The sequence below is a fragment of the Pseudomonas sp. FSL W5-0203 genome, assembly GCF_001896155.1.
Lineage (GTDB): Bacteria > Pseudomonadota > Gammaproteobacteria > Pseudomonadales > Pseudomonadaceae > Aquipseudomonas > Aquipseudomonas paracarnis.
The window spans coordinates 1-22,968 of sequence record NZ_MPOR01000027.1; the positions used below are offsets into that span (position 1 = coordinate 1).

Below are 22,968 nucleotides of genomic sequence, written 5' to 3' on the forward strand. Positions count from 1 at the left end.
GGTGATGGGAGAGGTCATGCAAAATTCCATGGCAATGCGGCATGATGCTCCGGCTTCAATTCAATAACCGTGTTGCACTCAGCTCCTGCAACCGCCAGTTGAATTGCTCACGCATAAAGCGGGCGACACGAAGGCCGCCCGATTTTAACTCAGGACGGATCGGCATTAAGCCTGCGACTGATGACATCCAGCAAATCACACCCGTCGCGCAGCGGAATGGCCAGCAAGTGGGCGAAGTCTGAAAGTACTACGGCATCGCTGCTGAGTTGTTCGCGAAAGGCCAGGTTTTCCAGCAGTTGGGTGACGGCCCGAATGCGGTGCACGGCGGCGTCGTGAAGGACGTCGAGAGGTGCCTGGGTGTCGATGATCAGGGCTGGGACGGTGCAGTCGTGGCCGGTTAGGGGCATGTATCGATTCATCATTAAGCTCTCTGGATTATTGAGGGCTCGTTCTTCGGGTCGCCAAACCCGGTCTCCTTTTGAGTGACGGCTGGACTATAAGCGCCTCAGCTAAAATCGCGCAAGGCGTCACACTGATGGCACACATTGCTCATGTCACGCCATCCATTGCCGACACAACGGCGATGACCAACGCATCAAAAAAATGAGATCCCGCCATCATCGGCACTCTCAAAACCGCTCCACCGTTACCCACAAGGAAGAAATACATGATCAAGTTGTTCTGCAAAGCCGCTGTCGTTCTGTCCCTTGCCACGCTGTTTGGCTGTTCCTCGACGCCGTCGGTGGAGAAGATGCAGGCTGACGTGGCGAACTATTCGCTGCCCAAGGCTGCCGTGGCCGATAAAGGTTTGGTGTACGTCGTGCGCCCTAGCAATGTCGGGATGATGGTGCGGTTCAATGTGTTCCTGGATGACAAGGAAGCCGACTCGGAGATGGGTTACAACCGTGGTAACCAGTACATCTATTTTTTCGTGACGCCGGGCAAACACGTGATCAGCTCCAAGGCTGAAAACTGGGCGGACATGCCGATTGATGTCAAAGCGGGTGAGGTGGTTTACCTCAAGCAGGAAGTCGAAATGGGCTTCGCCGTGGCGCGTAACAGCCTCAAAGCGCTGAGCGAAGTTGAAGGCCGTTATCTGGTCAAGGATGCGTCCTTGGGCACCATTGCCAAAGAAAGCAAATGAGTTGAGCCAGTGTGTCGGCAGGGTCCAGGCCTTGCCGACTTCTCGTATTCACTGCAAGCATTAAAGGATTGATGTGAAAAACCTCCTCCTCATTCTCCTCACCACCCTCATCCTCGGCGGCTGCGTCAGCCACCCCCTCACCTCCGAAAACCGCGCGCAGATCAAGACCGTCAAAGTCCTGCCCGTGAAGTGGGAAAAGAACATGGTGTACTTCGGCCGCGAACAGGCCTGGGGCGCGGCCCTGGGTGCCGGGGTTGGCGCGGGTGTTGGCATGGCCAGCGGGGCGTCCAAGGTGGGTACTGCGGCGTTGAGTGGTGCCGGGTTTGCCGGCGGCATGAAGCTTGGGCAGTTGGCCGAGATGCCGACGCCGGTGGCTATTCTGACGGTGATGGAGGCGGAAAAACTCGATGTTGGCGTGTTGCTCAAGCAGGGCTTTGTCGATGAGTTGGGTAAGACTTCGACGCTCAAGGTGGTCGGCGACGATGAGCCGGCTGATGCGCAGATTCAGCTTACCGTGTCCGAGTGGGGCTTTCGCCTGACCCAGGGTTTCAGCAGTGTGATTTATCCGACCCTTAACGTGTTAGCGCAGATGGATCGGGGCGATGAGATGATCTGGCGCACCTTTGAAGCGGTCACGCCGTTTAATGGTCAGAACGTTTATGGCTATACGCCGTTAACCTACCGCACGGACCCTGAAGCCTTGCGCCGGGCGTTGACCGGGATTACGCAGATTTCTGCGCAGTACCTGGTGAAGGAGCTCAAGTAGGGCTGTGCGAAGGCTGGCGGCTGTTGGTGTGCGGGCTTGGGCTAATGCCAGTCAGGGTTAAGCGCAGTTCCCCTGTGGGAGCGGGCTTGCCCGCGAAGGCGGTGTGTCAGTCGCTGCATCTGTTGCTGCACTACCGCTTTCGCAGGCAAGCCAGCTCCCACATTGGATCTTCGTTGCTTTGGGCATTGCGTTCGTTTAATTGATCGGCATTGGGCTTGCCCGCGAAGGCGGTGTGTCAGTCGCTGCATCTGTTGCTGCACTATCGCTTTCGCAGGCAAGCCAGCTCCCACATTTGATCGTTGTTGCTTTGAGTATTGCGGTCGGCAGTAGGGTAAGCCACCCACCTATGGCCGAAACAACTTGAGAACCGCTCTCAACCCCGTAAAATGCCGCAGCCGTTGCATCACCGTCTTTCAGGGAAGAATTCAGGCCAGTGCGTTTTCAGGCTGCCTTTCTCCTTGGAAAACCCAGCAACGCTGATTTCCTCACCCAAGGAGCACCCTGTGAAGACACTGTCCAAAATCCTGCTGTCGGGCCTTACCGCCGCGGCGCTGTTGACCGTGGCCGGTTGTGCCACCGAGAGCAACCGCGCGATGCCGGTGGAGCAAGTCGCCAGCGCCCACGTGGCCTATTCCGGCGTGCGTGTGCCGATTGCCGTGGGCAAGTTCGATAACCGCTCCAGCTACATGCGCGGCATCTTCTCCGATGGCGTTGACCGTCTCGGCGGCCAGGCCAAGACCATCCTCATCACCCACTTGCAGCAGACCAACCGCTTCAGCGTGCTGGACCGCGACAACATGGGTGAAATCTCCCAGGAAGCCAAAATCAAAGGCACCGTGCAGAAGCTCAAGGGCGCTGACTATGTGGTGACTGGCGATGTGACCGAGTTCGGCCGCAAAGAAACCGGCGACCGCCAGCTGTTCGGCATTCTCGGCCGTGGCAAGACCCAAGTGGCCTACGCCAAAGTCGCGTTGAATATCGTCAACATCAACACCTCCGAGGTGGTGTATTCCACCCAGGGCGCCGGTGAGTACGCGCTGTCCAACCGTGAAGTGATCGGCTTCGGCGGCACCGCCAGCTATGACTCCACCCTCAATGGCAAGGTGCTGGACCTGGCCATGCGCGAAGCGATCAACCGTTTGGTCGACGGCATCAACGCCGGCGCCTGGAACCCGCGTAACTGATCAGCCACACCACAAGGAGCAGTACACGGATGAGCAAGGCAGTGAAGTTAGCGCTGACGCTGGCAGCAATCGCGACGGTAGCCGGGTGCCAAACAGCGCCCCAGCCCCTGTATCAATGGGAGAGCTACCAGCCGCAGGTTTACGAGTACTTCAAAGGCGAGCCCAAGGAAGCACAGGTGGAAGCACTGGAGCGCGATCTGCAGAAGATCAACGCCAGTGGCCGCAAGGCGCCGCCGGGTTACCACGCGCACCTGGGCATGCTGTACATGAACATGGGCAAGGATGACCAGATGGTGCAGGAGTTTCGCACCGAGAAGGCGCTGTTCCCCGAGTCTGCTGCGTACATGGACTTTCTGTTGAAAAACGCCAAAGCCGGAGTCGCCACCAAATGAGCCTGTTAAAACTCACCGGCGCCTTGCTGGCCCTGGCGTTGCTCGGCGGTTGCGCCGCACCCAAGACGGTTGATTATTCGGCGTACAAACAGGCGCGGCCCAAGTCGATCCTGGTACTGCCGCCGATCAATGAATCGCCGGAAGTGCAGGCGTCCTACAGCCTGGTGTCGCAAGTCACCTACCCGCTGGCCGAAGCTGGCTACTACGTGTTGCCGATTGCCCTGGTGGACGAAACCTTCCGCCAGAACGGCCTCACCACCGCCAACGATATCCAGGCCGTACAACCGGCCAAGCTGCATGACATCTTTGGTGCGGACGCGGCGCTGTACATCACCATCAGCGAGTACGGCACTCAGTACATGCTGATCTCCAGCGACACCTCGGTGACGGCCTCGGCCAAACTGGTGGACCTGCGCACCGGCACCACCCTGTGGACCGGTTCGGCGCGGGCGTCGAGCGAGGAGGGCAACAACAACGGCGGCGGCCTGGTGGGCATGCTGATCACGGCGGCGGTCAAGCAGGTGATCAACAGCTCTACTGATGCGGCGCACCCGATTGCCGGTATCACCAGTGCGCGGTTGCTGTCGGCAGGGCAACGCACCGGCATCTTGTACGGCCCGCGTAACCCCAAGTACGGCACGGACTAAGAGAACACCGCCATTCAACTGTGGGAGCTGGCTTGCCTGCGATAGCGGTGGGCCAGTGCTGGAAAGGCTGCCTGACACACCGCTATCGCAGGCAAGCCAGCTCCCACATTGATCGGGGTGAATTTCATGGGTTTAACCCGAACCCAACCTATGTCGCGTCTGACCTTGTGAACGGCTCATTCATTCACGAGGTTCAGCCCCATGTCCCGCCCTCTGCTTTACCTGCGTCCCGCTGCCCAAGGCTTCACCGTTACCCTGCTGGTGGCGCTGGCTGGGTGTGGGCTGTCATCGTCCCCCGAAGTCTCCAAACCGGTTGAACCGGCGCCTCTCGCCGAGCTGCACAGCGCGCCGATCCAGAATGCAGTGGTCAAGCGGATGGCCATGCCGGCACCAATGAGGGTGCGGGAAATGGCGACGATGGACTACCGCAGCGAACCCCGCGAGCAATACGCCAACCTGCCGGATAACCCGGTGCATAGCGTCGCCGAAACCCCGGTCTCCACCTTCAGCGTGGATGTCGACACGGGCAGCTACGCCAACGTACGGCGCTTCCTCAACCAAGGCCGCCTGCCCCCCGAAGGCGCGGTGCGATTGGAGGAATTGGTCAACTACTTTCCCTACAATTACGCCCTGCCCACCGACGGCTCACCCTTTGGCGTCACCACCGAAGTCGCCACCACGCCGTGGAACCCGAGCACAAAACTGCTGCGCATTGGCATCAAGGCCTCCGATAAAACCGTGGCCGAACTGGCGCCCGCCAACCTCGTGTTCCTGGTGGATGTGTCCGGCTCCATGGACCGTCGCGAAGGCTTGCCGCTGGTCAAAAGCACGCTGAAATTACTGGTGGATCAACTGCGTGATCAGGACCGCGTGTCACTGGTGGTCTACGCCGGTGAATCCCGCGTGGTGCTCAAGCCCACCTCGGGCAGTGAAAAAGCCAAGATCCGCAACGCCATCGACCAACTCACCGCCGGCGGTTCCACGGCGGGCGCGTCCGGCATCGAACTGGCCTACCAGATGGCCCGCGAAGGCTTTATTGCCAACGGCATCAACCGCATCCTGCTGGCTACCGACGGCGACTTCAATGTGGGCATCAGCGATTTCGACAGCCTCAAGCAAATGGCCGTGGCTCAGCGTAAAAGCGGCGTATCCCTGACCACCCTCGGCTTTGGTGTGGATAACTACAACGAACACCTGATGGAACAACTGGCCGACGCGGGCGACGGCAACTACGCCTACATCGACAACCTGCGCGAAGCGCGCAAAGTGCTGGTGGAGCAACTCAGTTCTACCCTGGCCGTGGTGGCGCGGGATGTGAAACTGCAGGTGGAATTCAACCCGGCCCAGGTCAGCGAATACCGCCTGCTGGGTTATGAAAACCGCGCCCTGAAACGTGAGGATTTCAACAACGACAAGGTCGATGCCGGCGAGATTGGCGCAGGGCACACGGTGACCGCGCTGTATGAAATCGTGCCCAAGGGCGAGAAGGGCTGGTTGGAGCCTCTGCGTTACGCCGCCGCACCTGCGACCGAAGGCCAATCCGATGAGCTGGCGATGCTGCGGGTGCGCTACAAGCCCGCTGCGGGCGGTAGCAGCCAGTTGATCGAACGCCCCATCGCCAACCAGGCTGCCCCGGCCAGCGACGACCTGCGCTTCGCGTCTGCCGTGGCTGCCTTCGCCCAACAGCTCAAGGGCGATGGCCGCTACACTGGCACCATGAGCTTGCAAGACACCGCCAAACTGGCGCGCTCGGCCCGCGGCGATGACCCGTTCGGTCTGCGCAACGAATTCGTGCAACTGGTGGAGCTGGCCCAAAGCCTCAAACCAGAATCCCGAACACAACAATGAACCAATGTGGGAGCTGGCTTGCCTGCGATGCAGACAACTCGGTTCACCAGGCACACCGAGTGGATGCCATCGCAGCGTTGCGACGATTCGACAAGCCAGCTCCCACACTAATCCTGCTTCGGCTGACCAAAAGGAGTTCGCCCACCCCATGGCCGTTCCAGACGACTCACCCAGCGACGAATCGCTGCTGGCCCGCTACCGAACCGGTGACGCTGTCGCCTTCGAAGCTTTGTACAGCCGCCACCGCCACCGCCTGTACCGCTTCCTCGTGTCCCTGTGCAACAAAGCCGAACTGGCCGAAGAAATCTACCAGGACACCTGGCTCAGCCTCATCCGCAGCACCACCCAGCCACAAGGCCGGGCGAGTTTTCGCACCTGGTTGTTCCAGATCGCCCGCAACCGCCTGATCGACCACTGGCGCAAGCACGGCATCCACAACCCCCTGCATGACAGCTACGATGAACAGCTGCACGCCCAGGCCGACGACAGCGACGGCCCCGAGCAGCAACTGACCCTCAGCCGCGACCAGGCGCGCCTCGACGCGGCCCTGCAAGCGTTGCCCGAAGACCAGCGCGAAGTGTTTCTGCTGCGCCTGCACGGCGACCTCGAAGTACCGCAAATCGCTACCCTCACCGGCGCCCCGCTGGAAACCGTAAAAAGCCGCCTGCGCTACGCCCTGCAAAAATTGCGGCGCCTGCTGGCCGAGGAGGTATCCGTATGACTGACTCCCGACACACCCCAGACGACGCGCTGCTCCAGCACTATCGTCAACACAACACGGGCGAGCCGCCCGCGTCCCTCGACGCCTTCATCCTCAACGCCGCCCGCCGCGAAGCCCCGCAGCCGCAACCCAGCCTGTGGCAACGCTGGATGCAAGCCTGCCAACGCCCGCGCTGGCAAATGGCATTCGCCACCGTCGCCGGGTTGGCACTGATGATCGGCGTGGTCATGCGCTCCCCCGTGCCGCAACCTGAAATCTCCACCGCGACATTCTCCGCGCTGCACCACGAAGAAGCTGCTCACCCGGCGCCGCAAGCGTTTTCCGCACCCGCGCCAATGGCCCGCATGGCCGTAGCGCCCAGGGTTGAAAGCGCGCCGGTTCAAGCCGAAAGCGCAGTGGCAGATCAGCCAACGGCAAAACTCAGCAAACGGGCGCTGCCTACGTTGGAAGAAGGCCTGCAGGAAATTGTGAACCTGCGTCGAGCGGGGGAAACCAAGGCGGCGGACGAGAAACTGCTGGCGCTGTACCAACGCTTCCCCCAGGAGGACTTGCCGGCACGCTTAGAAGCACTGCAAACGCGTTAAACCTTCCGCCACAAAAAAGCCCCAGGTCCGTCAACCTGGGGCTTTTTATTACAACCCGCCGTAGGCTCGGTACCACGCCACCGTGTCCGTGAGGGTCTGCTCCAGCACACGAAAACTCAGCCCCAGTTCCTCTTCACTTTTACGGTGGTCAAAGCGGGTACGGTGCTCCTCGCGTATCAACAGCCGTAACGTTGCCATGCTCAGCAAGATAGGCTTGCCGGTCAGGTACGCGTAGGCCTCTTGCACCGCTGCCAACAGGTACAGCGCGGGCAGCGGCAGCTGGCGGGAGGGCACCTTGACCTCGGCAATACGCCCCAGCACAGGCATCAGCTGGCGCATGGTCAAGTTGCGACCGGCCGCGAGATAACGCTCGCCCCGACGCCCGCTCTGGGCGGCAGCAATGTGCGCCCAGGCCACATCGCGGGCATCGACCAGCGAAAAGGTGCCCGGAATCAGCCCCGGCAACTTGCCGTTGATAACGTCCCTCACCAACTGCCCCGAAGACGTCGGCCCACGGTCACCCGGCCCCCACATCCAACCGGGCAAGACCATGCAGGCGTGCATCTGCGGGTGGCTTTCAAGAAACCTCAACACCTCCCGCTCAGCCAGGATCTTGCTGCGGTAGTAGTCGTCCGCATCGGCTTCGGCCCGCAGGCACGTCTCGTCGATCGGCGTACCGGGGGCACCGTCGAGCACGGCAATCGACGAGGTGTGCACAAACCGTCGCACACCGGCGTCATACGCCTGTTGCAGCAGCGCTCGCGTACCGACGACATTGATCTTATCCAGTTCCTCCCAATGGCTGCCGCCCTTGTAGTTATCGCGAAAAAACGCCGCGCAGTGAAACACCGTATCGCAGCCTTGCAACGCCGCCGCGAAGGCATCCACATCTGCCATGTCTCCCACCACCTGCTCCACGCCCGGCACATCGCCGAACTGCTGCGCACCCTTGACCGCCGAGCGCACCAGCGCCTTCACCGCATAACCCCGTGCGACCAGCTCCCGTACCAGGTTATTGCCCAGCAAGCCGGTGGCACCGGTCACAAAGGTGCTGCGCAAGCAATTGGGGTTCGTGTTCATACAGGCCATTCCATTTGTTGAGAAGGCCAGTAGATATACCCGCGAGCCCGCGCCGTAAAAACAGCGCCTACGGCATAATGGCTTTGCACATCTGCACACCAGGGAAGCGCGGAGATATGGCATTGCAGGCAAATTGGGACGATCTTCGACTGCTGCTGGCAGTCTCACGGCGCGGCAGCTTTTTACAGGCAGGCCAATTACTGGGTATCGCGGCCTCTACCGTCTCCCGCCGCCTCACCCAACTGGAAACCGCCCTGGGCGAACCACTGGTAGAACGCGGCGTGGAAGGCTGCCGGCTCACCTCCCGAGGCCAAGCCCTGGTAGACGTCGCCCTGGCAGCCGAATCCGGCCTGCGACGCCAGGCCCCCGTCGACGGCGCGCCAGCAATTCTCAGCGGCACCGTACTGGTCAGCGCCGGCGAAGGCTTTTCTGCCAGCGTGCTCGAAGCCGCCAGCCGCTTCACAGCGCAGCACCCAGGCTGCTCCGTAGAACTCCAGGTCACCACCGACTTCCACAAAATCGTACGAGGCGTGGCCGACATCGCCATACGCACCGCACACCTGGGTGAGCCCTCCCTGATCTACCGAGGGCTCGGCAAACTGGACTACGGGGTATTCGCCACCGCCGAATATCTGCAACGATTCCCTGCGCTAACCCCAGCCACTGCCGCCAGTATTGCCTTGCTGCCACCGCTGGACCTGCTCCCGCAAATGCGTGCGGCGAAAGCTGCCGGACTGGACCATGCGCCGATCAGGGTGAGTTCGTTTGCGGTGCAGCTTGAATCGGTGAGGCGCGGGATGGGGGTGGCGGTGTTGCCGCGTATTTTGGCGACGGGGTTGAGTGAGGTTTTTCAGGAGATAGAACTGCCGGCGATGGAGGTTTATTTGGCTACGCGGCCGCAGGCGTTGAAGCAGGGGCATATTCAGGGGTTTTTTGGGGTGTTGGAGGGGGTGTTGCGGGACGAAATCTTTAGCCTGGATAAGCAGCATTTCAGGAATTCATCGAGTCCTGCGTAAGGCTCAACCCATCGGGATGTAGGCGCTCAGCCACTCGTAGCAACATCGAGTTGCGTGTGCAAGTGGCTCACAAAAAAGCCCCGGGTCTTAAGACCCCGGGTGTTTCATTCATATCTGGCTCCATACTTCTGCGGCGATGGTGCTGGCGTCCTTTGACATTTCCAACACACCAATGCGTTCTTGCCATTCCCCGAATTTGATAGGTAGAAAAGACGCATTTGTAATGCGCAGCGCAGCTTCGGTGATATACCTCTACGGCATCAGCTGCATCTGCGACAAACCGTATTCCCCCAACGAATACAGCAACGTCCCATACCCCAGCTGGACGTAGCCAGCCCTGTCAGCACCGTAATCCCCGCCACCACCTTCCACTTGGCCGTTATTTGCCATGGCCTGCACATTCGGTGCGCTGAGGCCCTTTCGCACGGCGTAGTGGTTGTAGAGCAGTTCCCATATCGGACGGGGTTCGCCGCGATGATCGGCCGAGATGACGGTCTGTTTGAAGCTGCTGTTGGGGATGGGGGTAAACGGCACCTCCTGGCCAAGGTTGTACTTGGCCACATACTCGGCGCCCTGCAGCACGCGGTTGTTCTGGTAGCCGAACAGGTCGTTGCCCTGGCTCCAGGCCATTTGGCAGAAACTGCCGAGCAGGGCTATGTCGAGCATGGCGTGTGACTGATCACGTCCGCTTTCCTGGACTTGGCCAAGGCCATCGCCGTAGAGCTTCCACACCGCGTGTGCGATGGCGCCGTTACCGGTGCCGTGCTTGAAATAGTCGACGGCCTCGTTGTAGAGATCGCGGCGGTCGGTCAGTACGCCGATGGCCAGCATCGAGTTCATGTTGGCTAGGTCCCAGCTAGCCCCATGATGATCAGGCCGGGCGCCGTCGTGGCTCACCAGGAAGTCATGGTTGATGGGGTAGAACACAGTGAGCATCATGCCTTGAAAACGCTGGAAATCTTCCGCCCGCCACTTTGGGTAGCTGCGCAGCAGTTCGGCCGCGTTGGCCAGTTGGTAGCCGTACAAGCCTGCCACCAAAGCTCTGCCGGGCTTGTCTTTGATCGCGGTGAGGGTCAAGGCCCACTGGTTCAAAATACTCACGGCCTTGTCGGCATACGCCGGGTTGTTGGAGATCTGCCAGCGCAGGGCCAGTGCATACGCGGCGGCTGCGTCGTTGAACAGAACACTGTCGTTATTCGGGCCGCCTGAAGTGCGGTACACCACCGGCACCGGGTTGGGCTGCCAGTCTAATGAGGCATGGGGGTTGGCGATCAGCTTCTGCCAGCCTGCCAGCCACGGCTGGTTATAGTTGGCCAGCTTCTCGCGTATCCGCGTGAAGTCCTCCCGGGTCTGGAGCAGGCCAGGATGCACGAACGCTTCGGTATGCAGGGTGGGGGAGGCTTGACTGCCGATACTCATCAATAGCGCATAGAGCAGCACGGCTCTTTTGGACAGGTACTTCAAACGGATCATCGTGTGTACGCCCTGATGGGGAGAACCTTGCGCGGTCTGAAAAGCCATTCGCACAGGACTGGAATCTGCCCCAGGGATAGTTCAGATGAAGCCTGCATACCCGGGGCTTGTTGTCAGAACGTGTAGTTGATTGCAAACAGGCCCAAGCCTGCGGTTTCGCGCCTTACCAGCGGGCTGTCGCTGGCCTGGTCAGCGTATTGAGTCAGCGTCAGGCTGGCCAGCGTTGACCAGTGCGCGTCGAAGGTGTGCTGCCAGTTCAAGGCAGCGGAGTAGGCATAGATCCCGGCGTCGGCGGTGTACTTGCTGTAGATCGAGCGTTGGCTCTGAGCCTGGGTGACGCCGAAGAACGTCTGGTTGTAGCGGCTATCGCCGGCATGGGCGTCGATGGCCAGGCTCAGGGTGTCGCGGTCTGTGTGCAACAAGATGCCTTCCAGGCCAAAGCGGTAACGGTTGCCTCGGTGCTCGCCGGCCATGCGCAGTTCGGCTTCGCCGTTGACCGACAGCCAGTCAAGCAGTTGTTGGCTGAGGGTAAAGTCGGCGACGGTTGCGCCGTTGATATCGCCCATACCTCTGAGCTCGTCGCCGCCCGGGCTGGTGATGCTGTCCTTCTCTTTGCGGCCCAGGTCGTAATTGATCGCTGCGCTGGCGCTAAAACCACTGTCGGATTGAAATTGCAGGCCCACGCCGCGAGTGGTGTCGGCGAACAACGCTCCGTGCTGGATGCTGAGCATCGGCAGTACGAGCGGACGGTAGCGGTCAGTACCCATGTAGCGAGGCGTGACACCCATGCCAAGGCCCAGGGTAACGGTGGTTTCTTCGGCTGTCGGGCTGGCGTCGGTCGCCTGAGCCTGGGGCGCGAGCGCGCAGCACAGCAGCGTGACGGCGCCCAACAGAACGTTGTGGGTAGGGGAGGTGGTGAAGTTCATGGTCAAGCCCTATGTGCAAAAGAAGACAGCAGTGCGCCCGCCGACGCGCGACACAACGCCTCCCTCTGATCGAGCTGTTCAGGCCCGTTGATAGGCTTGGACAGCGATGCAGTGGTCGGCATAGGATCGGCTCGCGAAAGCGGGCGTAGGGCAATACTGGCAGCGCACTTTCAATAAACCGTTCGTAAATTATCAAGGTTTCATCAAGAGGCTTCTTTGTGTCAGGAAAACGTATCCTCATCGTCGAAGACGACGCCGACAGCGCCAACATTCTCGAAGCCTACTTGCTCCGGGATGGCTATGAGGTGGCCCTGGCCGAAGACGGCCAGCGCGGTCTGGACCTGTACAAAAGCTGGCAGCCCGACCTGATCCTGCTCGACGTGATGCTTCCGCGCTTGAGCGGCACCGAGGTGTTATCCGCCGTGCGCCGTAGCAGTGACACGCCGGTCATCATGGTCACGGCCATGGGCGACGAACCGGAAAAGCTCGGTGCCTTGCGTTATGGCGCGGACGACTATGTGGTCAAGCCTTACAGCCCGCGCGAAGTGGTGGCGCGGGTGCACGCGGTGTTGCGGCGCACCACCGGCAACCAACCGGTCGAACACCTGCTGCGCCATGAAAACCTGCGGGTGGATCTTGTTGCGTTTACCGCGGCCATTGAGCAGGGCGAAGCACCACCGCAATGGCTGGACCTGACCCCAACGGAATTTAAGCTGCTGGTGACGTTGCTCAAGACGCCGTCCAAGGCCTTCACTCGTGATGAGTTGCTGGAAATCTGCCTGCCGGAAAGCGAAGCCCTGGCCCGCGTCGTCGACACCCACGTGCACAACCTGCGCCGCAAGCTGGAAAACCACGGCATCACCGGCGTTCTGGTCACGGTGCGCTCCATTGGCTATAGATTCAGGTAACGCACATGCTTGAGCAACCGCGGGTCAACGACAAACCCATGTGGCGCTGGATCGGCCTGCGCATGAGCCTGCTGGCGATCGGCGCGGTGGTGGTGATCTCGGTGTGCATGTGGATCAACGTCACACTGTCGGACTGGTATTTTGTGCAGCATCTGCCGCCTGGGCCGCGTGAGGAGCTGCTGGCGTTGCGCGCCGAGCCAGAGCTCAATGAGGCACGCTTGCGTCAAGTGGTTGCCCAGTACTATCCGCTGGACTATTTCCAGCCGGCTATCGCCAATCGCGACTGGCTGATACTGATCGGCCTGGTGCTGGCCGCGATCCCTATCATCATTGGCTTCGGCCTGTGGTTTTCGCGGCCCTTGTCCAGCCAGTTCTCGGCAATTGCCCAGGGCGCCCGGCGAGTCGCCGGCGGTGATTTCCTGACGCGCCTGCCGGTGCACCGCGACGCGCCCGACGAGCTGCAACGGCTGGTCAGCGACTTCAACAGCATGACCACGCAACTGGAGCGCTATGAGCGCGATGTGCGTGAATCCAGCGCGGTCATTGCCCACGAACTGCGCACACCCTTGAACGCCGCCATGGGGCGCGTGCAGGGTATGCTCGATGAGGTATTCCCCAGCGATGCCATGCAGTTGGGCATGGTCAAGCGTCAGCTCGATCAACTCAGAAAGCTGGTGGATGATTTGCACCTGTTGTCGATGGCTCGTGCTGGCCGGCTGGTGCTGGAGCGCAGCGAGTTTTCTCTGGTAGCTCTGGTGGCGGAGCGGTTGGCGTGGTTCCAGCCGCAGTTGGATGAGGCTTGCGTGCTGACGCAGGTCAGTATTGCTGATGGGCTTCGTATGCATGCCGATCGTGATCGCCTGGGCCAGGTGATCAACATTCTGGTCGATAACTTGCTGCGTTATGCGGCCGGGGGAGGCGAGTTGAATGTAACGGCGCGCCGGGTTCACGGTTCGGTGGTGATTGAAGTCGGTGACCGAGGGCCAGGTATCGAAGCCCAGCATCTGGACAGCGTGTTCGACCGCTTCTGGCGTGCAGAGCGCTCCAGGGCACGTTACTCGGGGGGGAGCGGGCTAGGCTTGTCCATCGCCCGTGCGATCTGCCAGGCCCATGGCGGTACCATTACTGCCCGCAATCTGGTCGAAGGCGGTACGCTGATCAGGGCGGAGGTTCCTGTGTAGGCGTTTCTTCTTTGCTTGAGACCGGCGCTCAAGGCGGTGAAATCGTAATGATCGTAGAGCTGGAAAACTGCTTGGGAAAAAGGGGATTTATTTTCACCTCTCCTATCCCGACGCGACTCAACACTCTCTCACCACCCACCAAACGCACAAAAAAGCCCCAGATCTCCCGACCTGAGGCTTTTTCATTTCATATCTGGTGCACCCGGCGGGATTCGAACCCACGACCCCTGCCTTCGGAGGGCAGTACTCTATCCAGCTGAGCTACAGGTGCAACGCGGGCGCCATAATACCCATCTGGGTCGGATGCGTCCAGTTGCAGGATCGCAGGGGGCTGATTCGGGGCAGTGTCACACCTTGGTGGGGTTAGTGAATGTCTCACCACATTACTCAGGCGAGTGAGACGGTGCAAGCCACGCGGGGCAAAGAGGCTAGGACGACTTTTTCAAAAGTAGTTCGGGGTCGACGTTAAGCGCTTGGGCTATCCGTTCGATGTTGTAGATCGTGCAATTTTTTTCGCTCCTTTCCAGCATTCCCACGTAGGTTCTATGGACTCCGGCACGTTCAGCAAGAGCCTCCTGAGAGAGGCCAAGCTCAAGTCGTCGGAGCCGGACATTTGCGGCGAAGATTGCAACGAGTGCGCATTGATTTGGTGATATCGGCATTCACCAAATTTCGCTTTTTGCATACCATGATTCGACATACTATGATTAGCATTTCCGTGTGCGCAGTATCCAATGCTGCTCGCAGAATTCCAATCATCGAAATGCAAGGAGCTGCATGTGCTAACCGTTCAGTCACTATTGGTCCGGTTTATCCCCGCACCTGATCCGTCACGGGAATCAACCGAAAGAGCGCGAGGCGCTCAGGTATGAACGGCTGGCGAAGGCTTTGGGTCGTAGGTTGCATCGCGCTAGTCCTTGCTCCGGTGTATGTGTATCGCACCTACATACCAAGTGATGAAAAGCTGAATCGAGATCATCAGGAGCGTGTTGAGGCGCAGCTAGCTGATATCAGGATCATTGAGGAACCCGTGCAGGTTTCGAACCGCCTGGTTCGTGATGCTTTGATGCAGACCCCGGTTTCTGAACGCCTAGCCAAAATTGATGAGAGCAATGCTCAACATGCTGAGTTCATGGCGAAGGTGAGCAAGCAGCGTCCGGTTACTGTCGCTCAGCTCGCTGGAGCTTGGATCGTTTTATGTGGACTGCTCTATCTCTTTGGATGGTGCATCGCTTGGGTAGCTAGGGGTTTAGGTAAAGGGGCCGCCGCATGATTGCTGATTCAAATGGGCATAAAACACCTGACGGTTGCGAAGTGCGTGGCTCGATGGGCCCATGCAGAGCAAGAGGATTCTCATTTGACGCATCTCTGAGATGTATTGCGTTGCTGATCACTACTGCCGCTATGGTCACTGGATGCAGCTACGGCCTCACTCAGAAGGGCATCGACAACTCGTCCGAAAGAAGCACGGTCACAGTGAAGGGCTCAGTCCGTCAGGTTTACCAGTCGCTCGCTCAGGAGATGCAGGGACCAGGTTGCCCTCCGATTCATTCAAGTAAGCTTTACGGCAATGGAGACGGTTTCGTCGTTTATTTTGGCGAGAACTTCATTGGGCACAGCTACATTTGGGACGGCGCTTACGGAAAGCAGGATGGTGATACAGTCAAGGTGACAATACGGGATCAGAGCTACACGCCCCAGACTGACTTTATAAACGAGATCGCTCTTTTCTTGAAAACCGGATCGTGCCAATAGCCTTTCGGTCTTGTAGGCGCTTACCTAAGTCTAAGTATGCCAGCGCCAGCGCTCGACACGCCTCTCGCAATAGGGCTGCGACCTTCGGACGTGCTGGCGGTATCTTCACTATCCTGCACACGCTGATGGTCATGTGCTAAAAATCCCATCGAGCGTTTCGAGACGTCGGAGGTAAAGAATCCTTAGCTCCAGACTTGTCACCACTGCCTCCACGGCATCCGTCACTTCCCCCTGATGGTTCGTTACGGATATTGCCGAGAGAGGAAGGTATGGGTTGCTTGGCCTTTAGCAGTACCGTTGGGTTCTAACGATATGGCATCGAGCTCACGTATACGTCCACTGCCACCCCTAGGTTAGCGGCTAGCCCCATTACCTCAATTGCATGCTTCGGGTCTGCTTTAGGCCCGTAGTACAAAATAGAACCATTACAAATCAATCCGGGATTGCCCTCAACGAACGCCCGTCGCGGATCCCGTTCGTCAAATATAACTCCCTCTGCGGTTGAGTAGCTCGCTGCATGGACGATCGAGCGAACCTCCTTCTCGGAGGCGTACTCTGACGATTTGAACAGGAACAGAAGCGGGTGAGTAGCCTGGATTACCTCTTCTAAGTCTTCCATCGCGAGTTTAAACGTCGCTCGTAGTGAATTGAGACGTTTTATCAGCGCTTCCCGAAGCTTGCGTATGGGGCGCTCTGCTGAGACCGTACCGCCTCCTCTCGATTCTGTTCCGTAAACGACTTGAAAAAGTTGCTGAGGGAAGATTTCAATGAGGTTATTAAGTGGCACGACGATACATGCGCCAGTGCCATTCTCGCCGTAGAATCGCCAATGATTGAGCGAGTCACTTGAGTCCTCGGCACCGGCCTTTATGTGAGTAATTGTCCAGCACGAGAGAAACGTCGCTTTACGGTAGGCAGAATAGAGCAACCTAGATTCACGCAGCTTGGTTAGACGCTCAACGAAATCAGCCTTATGCTGATGGTTGCACCCTTGCGCAGCGGCGATCATCACATCAACGAGATAACGGCCCTCCTCCGGGTCATTCATGTAGTCCCCGTCGAACTGACGCATTTTGTTATCGGAAGCACAGGCTAAAAGAAATTTCGGGGTCTGCGCAGATGTATAGTGAGCAGCAAACTTTCCGTCTGTATCTGTCACACGAAGCTGATCAAGCAAGCCTTTGACTTGATCGCTGTATTGCTGAATGTTCATACCTATATCTTCCATGAAAACGTTCGGTTACCACAATTTACCTGAGATGCGGTGGTTCCGCTCCACGTTTCGCCGTTTTTTGCTTACTGGAATAGCCCAAATGAAGGAGCAGCGATTTAATGAGCAAATCCGGAGCCTAACCTGAACCCGTTCATAGATATCCCTGGTCCGTTGATCGATCTCACGCAAGAAGTGCTCGCCGTCATTGTTGTTCAAGAGAGTGCGGTCCTGGGTCATGCTAGTAGATGCTGCTTGGAGCGCCTGCCCTGAGCTCAGGGACCGTTAAGCCATCGAGCTTGCCTGCATGCCACCTTTTCGCTTCTCGTCTCAACGCGGACGATATGAACGTCGGCTTTCCCTCGGGTAGTTCGTATTCAGCAGCGAGCAGAGGATTGAGCTCCACAGTAAGCCCATTTTTTACCGCATACACGCACCACTGCCTCGCCGACGACTGAGGGTCTGCTCCTATTTTTTCGCCCGGTGTTTTGAACATCAGGTCTGAGTCCGCCTCTCCTTTGATTGCGCGAAGTTTCATTCGAAGTTCCGTTTTTCCCGGCTTAGAGAAGCCTACCGGACCAATCATCAAGCCATGCAGGTGCCAACGTCTCCGACTGGAGTTCTCCGCCAGCGCTTTCGGTGCCTTTTCGATGCCGTACAAAAACTCAGCTTGCGGATCAACTGTTCTACGAATCAGCCGGGTCATCTGGTCGCGAATGTATTCGAGCGCGGTGCTGTCACTATTGTCGAGCCGGGCACTCAGATTTTTGTTGAGTATCAAAGTGAAGGTCTTCAGCTCCCATGATCTGGCCTTTGCCATCTCATAGAGTGGTGCAGAGGCAACGGCTAGCTTCGTGAACTCATCGGTATGCTTCCAAGCCTTGAGCTCCATCTCATTCTGTATAGGCTGATCAAGGAGAGTCTTTGGTCTGTAGATTGATCCCGACAATATACTCCTCATCGAGATCGCGAATTGCTTCGCGTAAACCATGGATACTAGGTTCTGGGTCTTTTTCGAGAGGCGGAAATTTACGGCTTTTTTCTCTTTATCATCTGATGCACAGGTATCAAGGTGTAGGCGTTGAGTGGCCAGAGCCAGTTCTAAGGAAGGTTCGCAAAGCATGCTGCTGAGCTGCTCTGCAAGCGATTCAAGGGCGTCTGATGAAGCGGGCGTTCTGCGTTGGCTGATTGTCATATGAGAGCTCTGAGGCCCACGCAGAAGCGCGAGCAGATTTTCAAAATCGCCACCCCGGCAGAATCGCGAGGGTGTTCAGTCCTTACACCTATTTCTAAGCCTTTGACACTTGGCCTGTTCACGTCCCGGTCATGTGTAGGTCAAAGCCTTCACATACCACATCATCTTCTTCATCCGTTTGATCTGACTGCGCGAGCCTACGACGCTCCATCCATTCAAGGTTCGCGATTTCATCCTCGATTCCTTGAGCGTCTCCATTCATCTCCGCTTCCTCAAGGCGCTGTTTTGCGCGCATCTCAGCTACATCGTTTTCTGTCAGGATGTGAATCTGTAGTGTGGGCAGCTCCTCAATGTCCTGCGCCTGATTGAGCTTATCGATAGGCAGGGAACGTCGGGTCACATCTTGGGTTAGCTTGAGCGCCGTCGATGCGGCTGCGAGCCCCCTGAACGCAACCGGGTCCGTCGGGTCAAGCGCCTCCAAGGCGTTAGCGATCTTGGTCCTGATCAGATGACTCAGTGCCAGCTCCTCAGCTACCAGTGTTGCTACTGTCTGTTGTACAGCGTCGAGTGAAAAAGCAGAGCTGAGCAGCTCCTCCCTCGCTTTGTCGATGAGAGCCTGTGTTCCAGCGCCAGCGACAGCTTTAGTTGTTTTGATGATGCGTTGCACAGTGCTAATGCTTAAGTCCAGGCGATCCGCAATCACCGGCAGTGTGTATCCGGCTTCCCGGAGAATGACGACCTGAGTGCTTTGATCTGGTGTGGTTTTTTTGCCAGGCATCTCACACCTCGTCTTCAAGAACGGGGATGACAGTCGGCTTGGGGGGCAGCTTTGCGAGGGCTAGCAGCTCGCATTCAAGTCTGCCCCAGTTGCCTGTAACTGTGGCAAGCGGAAAGCCGGACAAGCGGGCGATATCTTTTCTCTGAAAGGGAGCTAGCGAGGCGAGCGGGGTGCCGGACGCTCTGAGTGCTTCTGTAAGAGCCTCAGCGATGGCTTGGCGTATGTGGTTGCGCTGCGTGATGCTTGCGGCCGGTTGATTCCTGCATGGTCTAGGCGAACGGATGCCGTTCTTACGGCAGAGATGGTAGGCGGAATCTTTCGTCCAGCGAACCCCGTCGGTTCTGGGATTGCTGTTGTTCAGATGTTGCGCTAGTCGGCGGTATGAGCTGAGTGAGTTGCTGAGGAAATCACGAGCGTTTTCTTCTACGGTACTCATCGGGGCGTATCCTTCGTTCAGGGGATTGGTAGCGGTTCATGAGTGAGTCTCTCGTCTGTTTAATGGTTAATCTGCTTCTATTGAGCAGTGGGTTGATAATAAGGCTTTGAGTGATTAGCGTCTAGCGTTTGAATCCAGATAGAATGTTGATTTGCAAGCGTTTTTTCGACATTTATCACTGGAAGATTGGGCTGGCTAGAAGTCGTGGTTTCTTGATCCATGCGCCTGAAATTCACACTGCCGACTCCGCGCAAAATTCGTCCGTGGGCGCTGACACATTGCCAAGAAGCAAAAAGCCCGGACGAGGGTAACCGTCCGGCCATGTCATCTACCCAGCCCCGCAAAGCCAAGACATCGTGTGCACTCAAATTTAAGTGAGCACCAGATCTAGCCTTTTAAACGGGTATTTCATGCAGCCAACACTCGGTTCCTATTCCAAGGCCTTCAAAGCCCAGGTCATTCAATATGGGTGCCCAGCACGGCACTACAATTGCCAGCATCGCATTCAGCCGTAAGCGTGCCCGTGGAAGTCGCAAGGCTGGCATGACGCTTTTTTTTGTAAAATTTTTGACGATAGGATGAAGCGTACTCTTCAGAAACTGCTCGTGCCGCCGATGGCCCAGAGGAGCCAAATTCAACCTTCGGGGTTTCAATGCTAGTAAGCAGCTATAACAGCGTGTATGTGCTGTTTTCCTTCGCCGTAGCGATCCTGGCGTCTTATACCGCGCTGGACATGACTGGTCGAGTCACCCGTACCGAAGGCAAAGCATCGGCACTTTGGCTTGCCGGTGGATCTTCCGCCATGGGCACGGGCCTCTGGTCGATGCATTTTATTGGCATGTTGGCCTTCCAACTGCCCATCGAGCTGGGTTACGACCCGACGCTGACTGGCTTATCGTTGTTGATCGCCATCGCCTCCTCCGCCTTTGCTTTGTGGCTAGCATGCCAGACGGAAATGCCACTGCCGCGTTTGCTGCTTGGTGCGGTGCTCATGGGTATCGGAATTGCATCCATGCACTACGTTGGAATGGCGGCGCTGCTGATGAATCCTGTAGTGGAATACGTTCCGTCTTTGTTCGCGCTATCGGTGCTGATTGCTATCCTTGCTTCGGGCGTGGCTTTGTGGATCGCTTTCCGCCTGCGTGGCGAAGGTCAGTACATCAATCGTACACGCATCGGCGCCTCGTTAATTATGGGGTGTGCCATTGTTGGAATGCACTATACCGGAATGGCGGCTGCCCAATTTCCTATCGGGAGCGTGTGCGGAGCGGTCAATGCAGGCATTGATAGCAACTGGCTAATGGTTTTGGTGATTCTGATCACGCTGGCTGTCTGCGCTATTGCCTTGATCGTATCAATGCTTGACGTCCGCACCAGCATACTTGCCAGCTCCCTTGACCTCGCAAACAGTGAACTGGTGCAGCTAGCTCTTCACGACAATCTTACTCGCCTCCCTAACCGTATCCTCCTAAACGACCGTCTTCAGCAAGCGATTCATAAAGCCATCAGGCAGAAGAGCCACTTTGCCGTACTCTTCATGGATCTGGATGGTTTCAAAGCTGTTAACGATACTTACGGTCATCACACTGGCGACCAGTTGCTTCTGCAAGTAGCAAAGCGAATCAACGACGCCAAACGCGGCGAAGATACGGTGGCTCGCCTCGGAGGCGACGAGTTCGTTCTGCTTATCGATCCCGGCGAACCTGAAGACGCTGCGATGTTGGCGCAACGCTTGGTGGAAAATATTCGATTACCTTACGTACTTGGGCGGCAGACAGTGCATGTGTCCGCTAGCATCGGTATCGCTATATTCCCAGAAAATGGCCTAACCGAGCATGAGCTGATGGTCAATGCCGATGCGGCTATGTACCACGCCAAGGAGCAGGGCCGCGATGGCTACTGCTTCTTTGAAAAAGCTATGAACGTTAACGCTCACCTGCAGTTGGAAATGCAACAGGATCTGCGGTGCGCACTGGATCGGAATGAATTTATCCTGCACTTCCAGCCGAAGATGCTCGCCCCAAATGGCCCTATGATCGGCGTTGAAGCTTTACTGCGTTGGAACAAGCCAGGTTTTGGCTTGGTGCCGCCCGTCCGTTTCCTGCCCTTGGCAGAGCGTACTGGATTGATCGTGCCAATCGGTAGCTGGGTAATCCATGAGGCGTGCCGGCAGATGGCCGAATGGCAAGCGTTAGGCGAAGGTAAAGACGAATGGAGTATTGCGGTCAACATTTCGACGGTACAACTGGCCCATGCAAAGCTCGTTGATGTCGTGCGCAATGCCCTGCAAAGCAGTGGCCTGCCCCCCCGTTTCCTGACACTGGAAGTTACCGAATCTACGGCGATGCGGGACGCTGAAGCTGCTTTGATTGCTCTTGATCAATTGGCAGCATTGGGCGTGAATATCTCCATCGACGACTTTGGTACCGGTTATTCCAGCCTGCTTTATCTTAAGCGCCTACCAGCCAACGAACTGAAGATCGACCGAGGTTTTATCACCGAGCTGGCTAAGTGTAACGATGACGCGGCTATCGTTTCGGCCATAGTAGCGCTCGGTAAAACGCTGGGGCTGAGGATCGTTGCAGAGGGTGTGGAAACCGCTGAACAACAACAGATGCTTACCGAGTTGGGTTGCGACATTTTGCAAGGTTACCTGCTGGGCAAGCCGATGAGCGCAGAGAGGATGCTGGAAAGCTTAAGCGCGACCAAGACTCTAGCGTGATACTGCACAAGCCATAGATTCAAGTTGGTGCTTGCTGGTGCAATTTGCAGACCCGCTACATCACCTGATTTAAGCATCAGTTAAACATTCGAATTGGGATTTACGGCTTCTCCTCATTCGTCCGATAGTAAAATTCACTCTAAGGCTAATCAATGTTCAACAAGGCAATCAAGCAGACCTTGGCTGAGGCTCTGCAAAAGCTTCAGGCCGCAGAAGCAAGGGCCGTGGCCGTTGACCGTTCGACGGCAACAATTGAATTTAAACCCGATGGCACCATCATAGGTGCCAATGAGAACCTTCTTACCACCATGGGCTACCGACTGGAGGAGATCGTCGGACAGCACCATCGTATTTTCTGTTTTCCTGATTACCAGGCGAGTGCCGACTATCGTAAGTTCTGGCAGCGCCTGGCTGGTGGCGAGTACATACGTGAACGTTTCCTGAGGCGTAATAAGCAAGGCCTGGAGGTCTGGCTCGAAGCCAGCTACAACCCTATCCGAGGCGCCGATGGTCGCGTCGAAGGCGTGCTGAAGCTGGCCACCGACATTACTACTCAGGTGATCCGTGAGCAGGAGCAGAGCAGCATGGTTCAGGCCATCAGTCGCTCGATGGCTGCGATTTCCTTTAACTTGAAAGGTGAGGTTCTCGACGCCAACGAAAACTTCGAGCAGGCCATGGGCTATCGCCTGGATGAGATTCGGGGAAAGCACCACCGCATGTTCTGCACACGAGGTGAAGCGGACTCTCCTGAATACCGCGATTTCTGGGAGCGACTGAACCGTGGTGAGTTCTTCTCTGGACGCTTCCAGCGACTCAACCGGCATGGCGATACCGTCTGGCTGAGCGCAACCTACAACCCGGTATTCGATGCCAGTGGCCGGCTTTACAAAGTAGTTAAGTTTGCCCGTGATATTACGTCCCAAGTGCGCCAGCAGCAGGCAGAATCCGATGCAGCCACGCTCGCCTACAATATATCCCAGCAGACGGACAGAAGCGCTCGCC

The 22,968-nt window shown here is 57.6% G+C and carries 23 protein-coding genes, 1 tRNA gene and 1 pseudogene; 15 read left to right on the forward strand and 10 right to left on the reverse strand.

The window, feature by feature from the left end:
• Window positions 1–149: 149 nt before the first annotated feature.
• Window positions 150–407, reverse strand: coding sequence for a hypothetical protein (locus tag BOP96_RS20855; RefSeq protein WP_005783616.1), 258 nt, complete (start codon window positions 405–407; stop codon window positions 150–152).
• Between the two features lie 344 nt (window positions 408–751).
• Between BOP96_RS20855 and BOP96_RS20860 the strand changes: the two genes are divergently transcribed.
• The 8 genes from BOP96_RS20860 (at window position 752) to BOP96_RS20895 (ending at window position 7,286) form a co-directional block, all read left to right on the forward strand.
• Entirely contained in the window at window positions 752–1,144 is a 393-nt protein-coding gene (locus tag BOP96_RS20860; RefSeq protein WP_171905465.1) for a DUF2846 domain-containing protein, read from the forward strand.
• Window positions 1,145–1,217: 73 nt separating this feature from the next.
• Window positions 1,218–1,910: a hypothetical protein gene (locus BOP96_RS20865; RefSeq protein WP_073453885.1), complete on the forward strand. Its 693-nt coding sequence runs from the start codon at window positions 1,218–1,220 to the stop codon at window positions 1,908–1,910.
• Window positions 1,911–2,413: 503 nt separating this feature from the next.
• Entirely contained in the window at window positions 2,414–3,094 is a 681-nt protein-coding gene (locus BOP96_RS20870; RefSeq protein WP_005783620.1) for a CsgG/HfaB family protein, read from the forward strand.
• Between the two features lie 29 nt (window positions 3,095–3,123).
• Window positions 3,124–3,486 carry a DUF4810 domain-containing protein gene (locus BOP96_RS20875; RefSeq protein WP_005783622.1) on the forward strand — a complete coding sequence of 121 codons (363 nt, stop codon included), beginning with the start codon at window positions 3,124–3,126 and terminating at the stop codon, window positions 3,484–3,486.
• Window positions 3,483–4,133: a DUF799 domain-containing protein gene (locus tag BOP96_RS20880; protein WP_005783625.1), complete on the forward strand. Its 651-nt coding sequence runs from the start codon at window positions 3,483–3,485 to the stop codon at window positions 4,131–4,133. Before BOP96_RS20875 ends, BOP96_RS20880 begins: the two co-directional genes overlap by 4 nt.
• Before the next feature lie 201 nt (window positions 4,134–4,334).
• Entirely contained in the window at window positions 4,335–5,981 is a 1,647-nt protein-coding gene (locus BOP96_RS20885; RefSeq protein ID WP_073453887.1) for a vWA domain-containing protein, read from the forward strand.
• A 148-nt stretch (window positions 5,982–6,129) separates the two neighbouring features.
• Entirely contained in the window at window positions 6,130–6,702 is a 573-nt protein-coding gene (locus BOP96_RS20890; RefSeq protein WP_073453889.1) for an RNA polymerase sigma factor, read from the forward strand.
• Window positions 6,699–7,286 carry a hypothetical protein gene (locus BOP96_RS20895; protein ID WP_073453891.1) on the forward strand — a complete coding sequence of 196 codons (588 nt, stop codon included), beginning with the start codon at window positions 6,699–6,701 and terminating at the stop codon, window positions 7,284–7,286. The genes BOP96_RS20890 and BOP96_RS20895 overlap by 4 nt, the downstream gene beginning before the upstream one ends.
• Window positions 7,287–7,334: 48 nt before the next feature.
• On the opposite strand, the gene BOP96_RS20900 is transcribed toward BOP96_RS20895, so the two are convergent.
• Entirely contained in the window at window positions 7,335–8,366 is a 1,032-nt protein-coding gene (locus BOP96_RS20900) for an SDR family oxidoreductase (RefSeq protein WP_073453893.1), read from the reverse strand.
• A 116-nt stretch (window positions 8,367–8,482) separates the two neighbouring features.
• Between BOP96_RS20900 and BOP96_RS20905 the strand changes: the two genes are divergently transcribed.
• Window positions 8,483–9,382, forward strand: coding sequence for a LysR family transcriptional regulator (locus BOP96_RS20905; RefSeq protein WP_073453895.1), 900 nt, complete (start codon window positions 8,483–8,485; stop codon window positions 9,380–9,382).
• A gap of 252 nt (window positions 9,383–9,634) precedes the next feature.
• On the opposite strand, the gene BOP96_RS20910 is transcribed toward BOP96_RS20905, so the two are convergent.
• Window positions 9,635–10,855: an alginate lyase family protein gene (locus BOP96_RS20910; protein WP_073453897.1), complete on the reverse strand. Its 1,221-nt coding sequence runs from the start codon at window positions 10,853–10,855 to the stop codon at window positions 9,635–9,637.
• 113 nt (window positions 10,856–10,968) lie between these two features.
• Window positions 10,969–11,781 (reverse strand): MipA/OmpV family protein, encoded by an 813-nt coding sequence (locus tag BOP96_RS20915; protein ID WP_073453899.1) that lies wholly within the window; start codon window positions 11,779–11,781, stop codon window positions 10,969–10,971.
• A 218-nt stretch (window positions 11,782–11,999) separates the two neighbouring features.
• Here BOP96_RS20915 and BOP96_RS20920 point away from each other — a divergent pair, with 218 nt between their 5' ends.
• Both BOP96_RS20920 and BOP96_RS20925 read left to right on the forward strand, forming a co-directional pair.
• Window positions 12,000–12,689 (forward strand): response regulator, encoded by a 690-nt coding sequence (locus BOP96_RS20920; RefSeq protein WP_003187519.1) that lies wholly within the window; start codon window positions 12,000–12,002, stop codon window positions 12,687–12,689.
• Window positions 12,690–12,694: 5 nt separating this feature from the next.
• Window positions 12,695–13,870 (forward strand): sensor histidine kinase, encoded by a 1,176-nt coding sequence (locus BOP96_RS20925; RefSeq protein WP_054920370.1) that lies wholly within the window; start codon window positions 12,695–12,697, stop codon window positions 13,868–13,870.
• A gap of 194 nt (window positions 13,871–14,064) precedes the next feature.
• Here BOP96_RS20925 and BOP96_RS20930 read toward each other — a convergent pair.
• Both BOP96_RS20930 and BOP96_RS20935 read right to left on the reverse strand, forming a co-directional pair.
• Window positions 14,065–14,141 (reverse strand) — tRNA-Arg (locus tag BOP96_RS20930).
• 157 nt (window positions 14,142–14,298) lie between these two features.
• Window positions 14,299–14,532, reverse strand: coding sequence for a helix-turn-helix domain-containing protein (locus tag BOP96_RS20935; RefSeq protein WP_073453901.1), 234 nt, complete (start codon window positions 14,530–14,532; stop codon window positions 14,299–14,301).
• 206 nt (window positions 14,533–14,738) lie between these two features.
• Between BOP96_RS20935 and BOP96_RS20940 the strand changes: the two genes are divergently transcribed.
• Both BOP96_RS20940 and BOP96_RS20945 read left to right on the forward strand, forming a co-directional pair.
• A complete protein-coding gene (locus tag BOP96_RS20940; protein WP_073453903.1) occupies window positions 14,739–15,143 on the forward strand; it encodes a hypothetical protein in 405 nt (134 codons plus the stop codon).
• Window positions 15,140–15,625 carry a hypothetical protein gene (locus BOP96_RS20945; RefSeq protein ID WP_073453905.1) on the forward strand — a complete coding sequence of 162 codons (486 nt, stop codon included), beginning with the start codon at window positions 15,140–15,142 and terminating at the stop codon, window positions 15,623–15,625. Before BOP96_RS20940 ends, BOP96_RS20945 begins: the two co-directional genes overlap by 4 nt.
• Before the next feature lie 304 nt (window positions 15,626–15,929).
• Here BOP96_RS20945 and BOP96_RS20950 read toward each other — a convergent pair whose 3' ends face one another.
• The 4 genes from BOP96_RS20950 to BOP96_RS20965 form a co-directional block, all read right to left on the reverse strand.
• Complete coding sequence (locus BOP96_RS20950) at window positions 15,930–16,838, reverse strand: DUF2971 domain-containing protein (RefSeq protein WP_073453906.1); 909 nt, start codon at window positions 16,836–16,838, stop codon at window positions 15,930–15,932.
• A gap of 238 nt (window positions 16,839–17,076) precedes the next feature.
• Window positions 17,077–18,030, reverse strand: coding sequence for a hypothetical protein (locus BOP96_RS20955; RefSeq protein ID WP_073453908.1), 954 nt, complete (start codon window positions 18,028–18,030; stop codon window positions 17,077–17,079).
• A gap of 118 nt (window positions 18,031–18,148) precedes the next feature.
• Window positions 18,149–18,808 (reverse strand): helix-turn-helix domain-containing protein, encoded by a 660-nt coding sequence (locus tag BOP96_RS20960; RefSeq protein ID WP_073453910.1) that lies wholly within the window; start codon window positions 18,806–18,808, stop codon window positions 18,149–18,151.
• Between the two features lies 1 nt (window position 18,809).
• Window positions 18,810–19,244 carry a hypothetical protein gene (locus BOP96_RS20965; protein WP_073453912.1) on the reverse strand — a complete coding sequence of 145 codons (435 nt, stop codon included), beginning with the start codon at window positions 19,242–19,244 and terminating at the stop codon, window positions 18,810–18,812.
• A gap of 652 nt (window positions 19,245–19,896) precedes the next feature.
• Between BOP96_RS20965 and BOP96_RS20970 the strand changes: the two genes are divergently transcribed.
• On the forward strand, window positions 19,897–21,966 hold the full coding sequence (locus tag BOP96_RS20970; protein ID WP_033690316.1) for a putative bifunctional diguanylate cyclase/phosphodiesterase: 2,070 nt from the start codon (window positions 19,897–19,899) through the stop codon (window positions 21,964–21,966).
• A 152-nt stretch (window positions 21,967–22,118) separates the two neighbouring features.
• A pseudogene (locus BOP96_RS30935) lies at window positions 22,119–22,895 on the forward strand (PAS domain-containing protein); the annotation flags it as partial.
• Window positions 22,896–22,968: the final 73 nt, after the last annotated feature.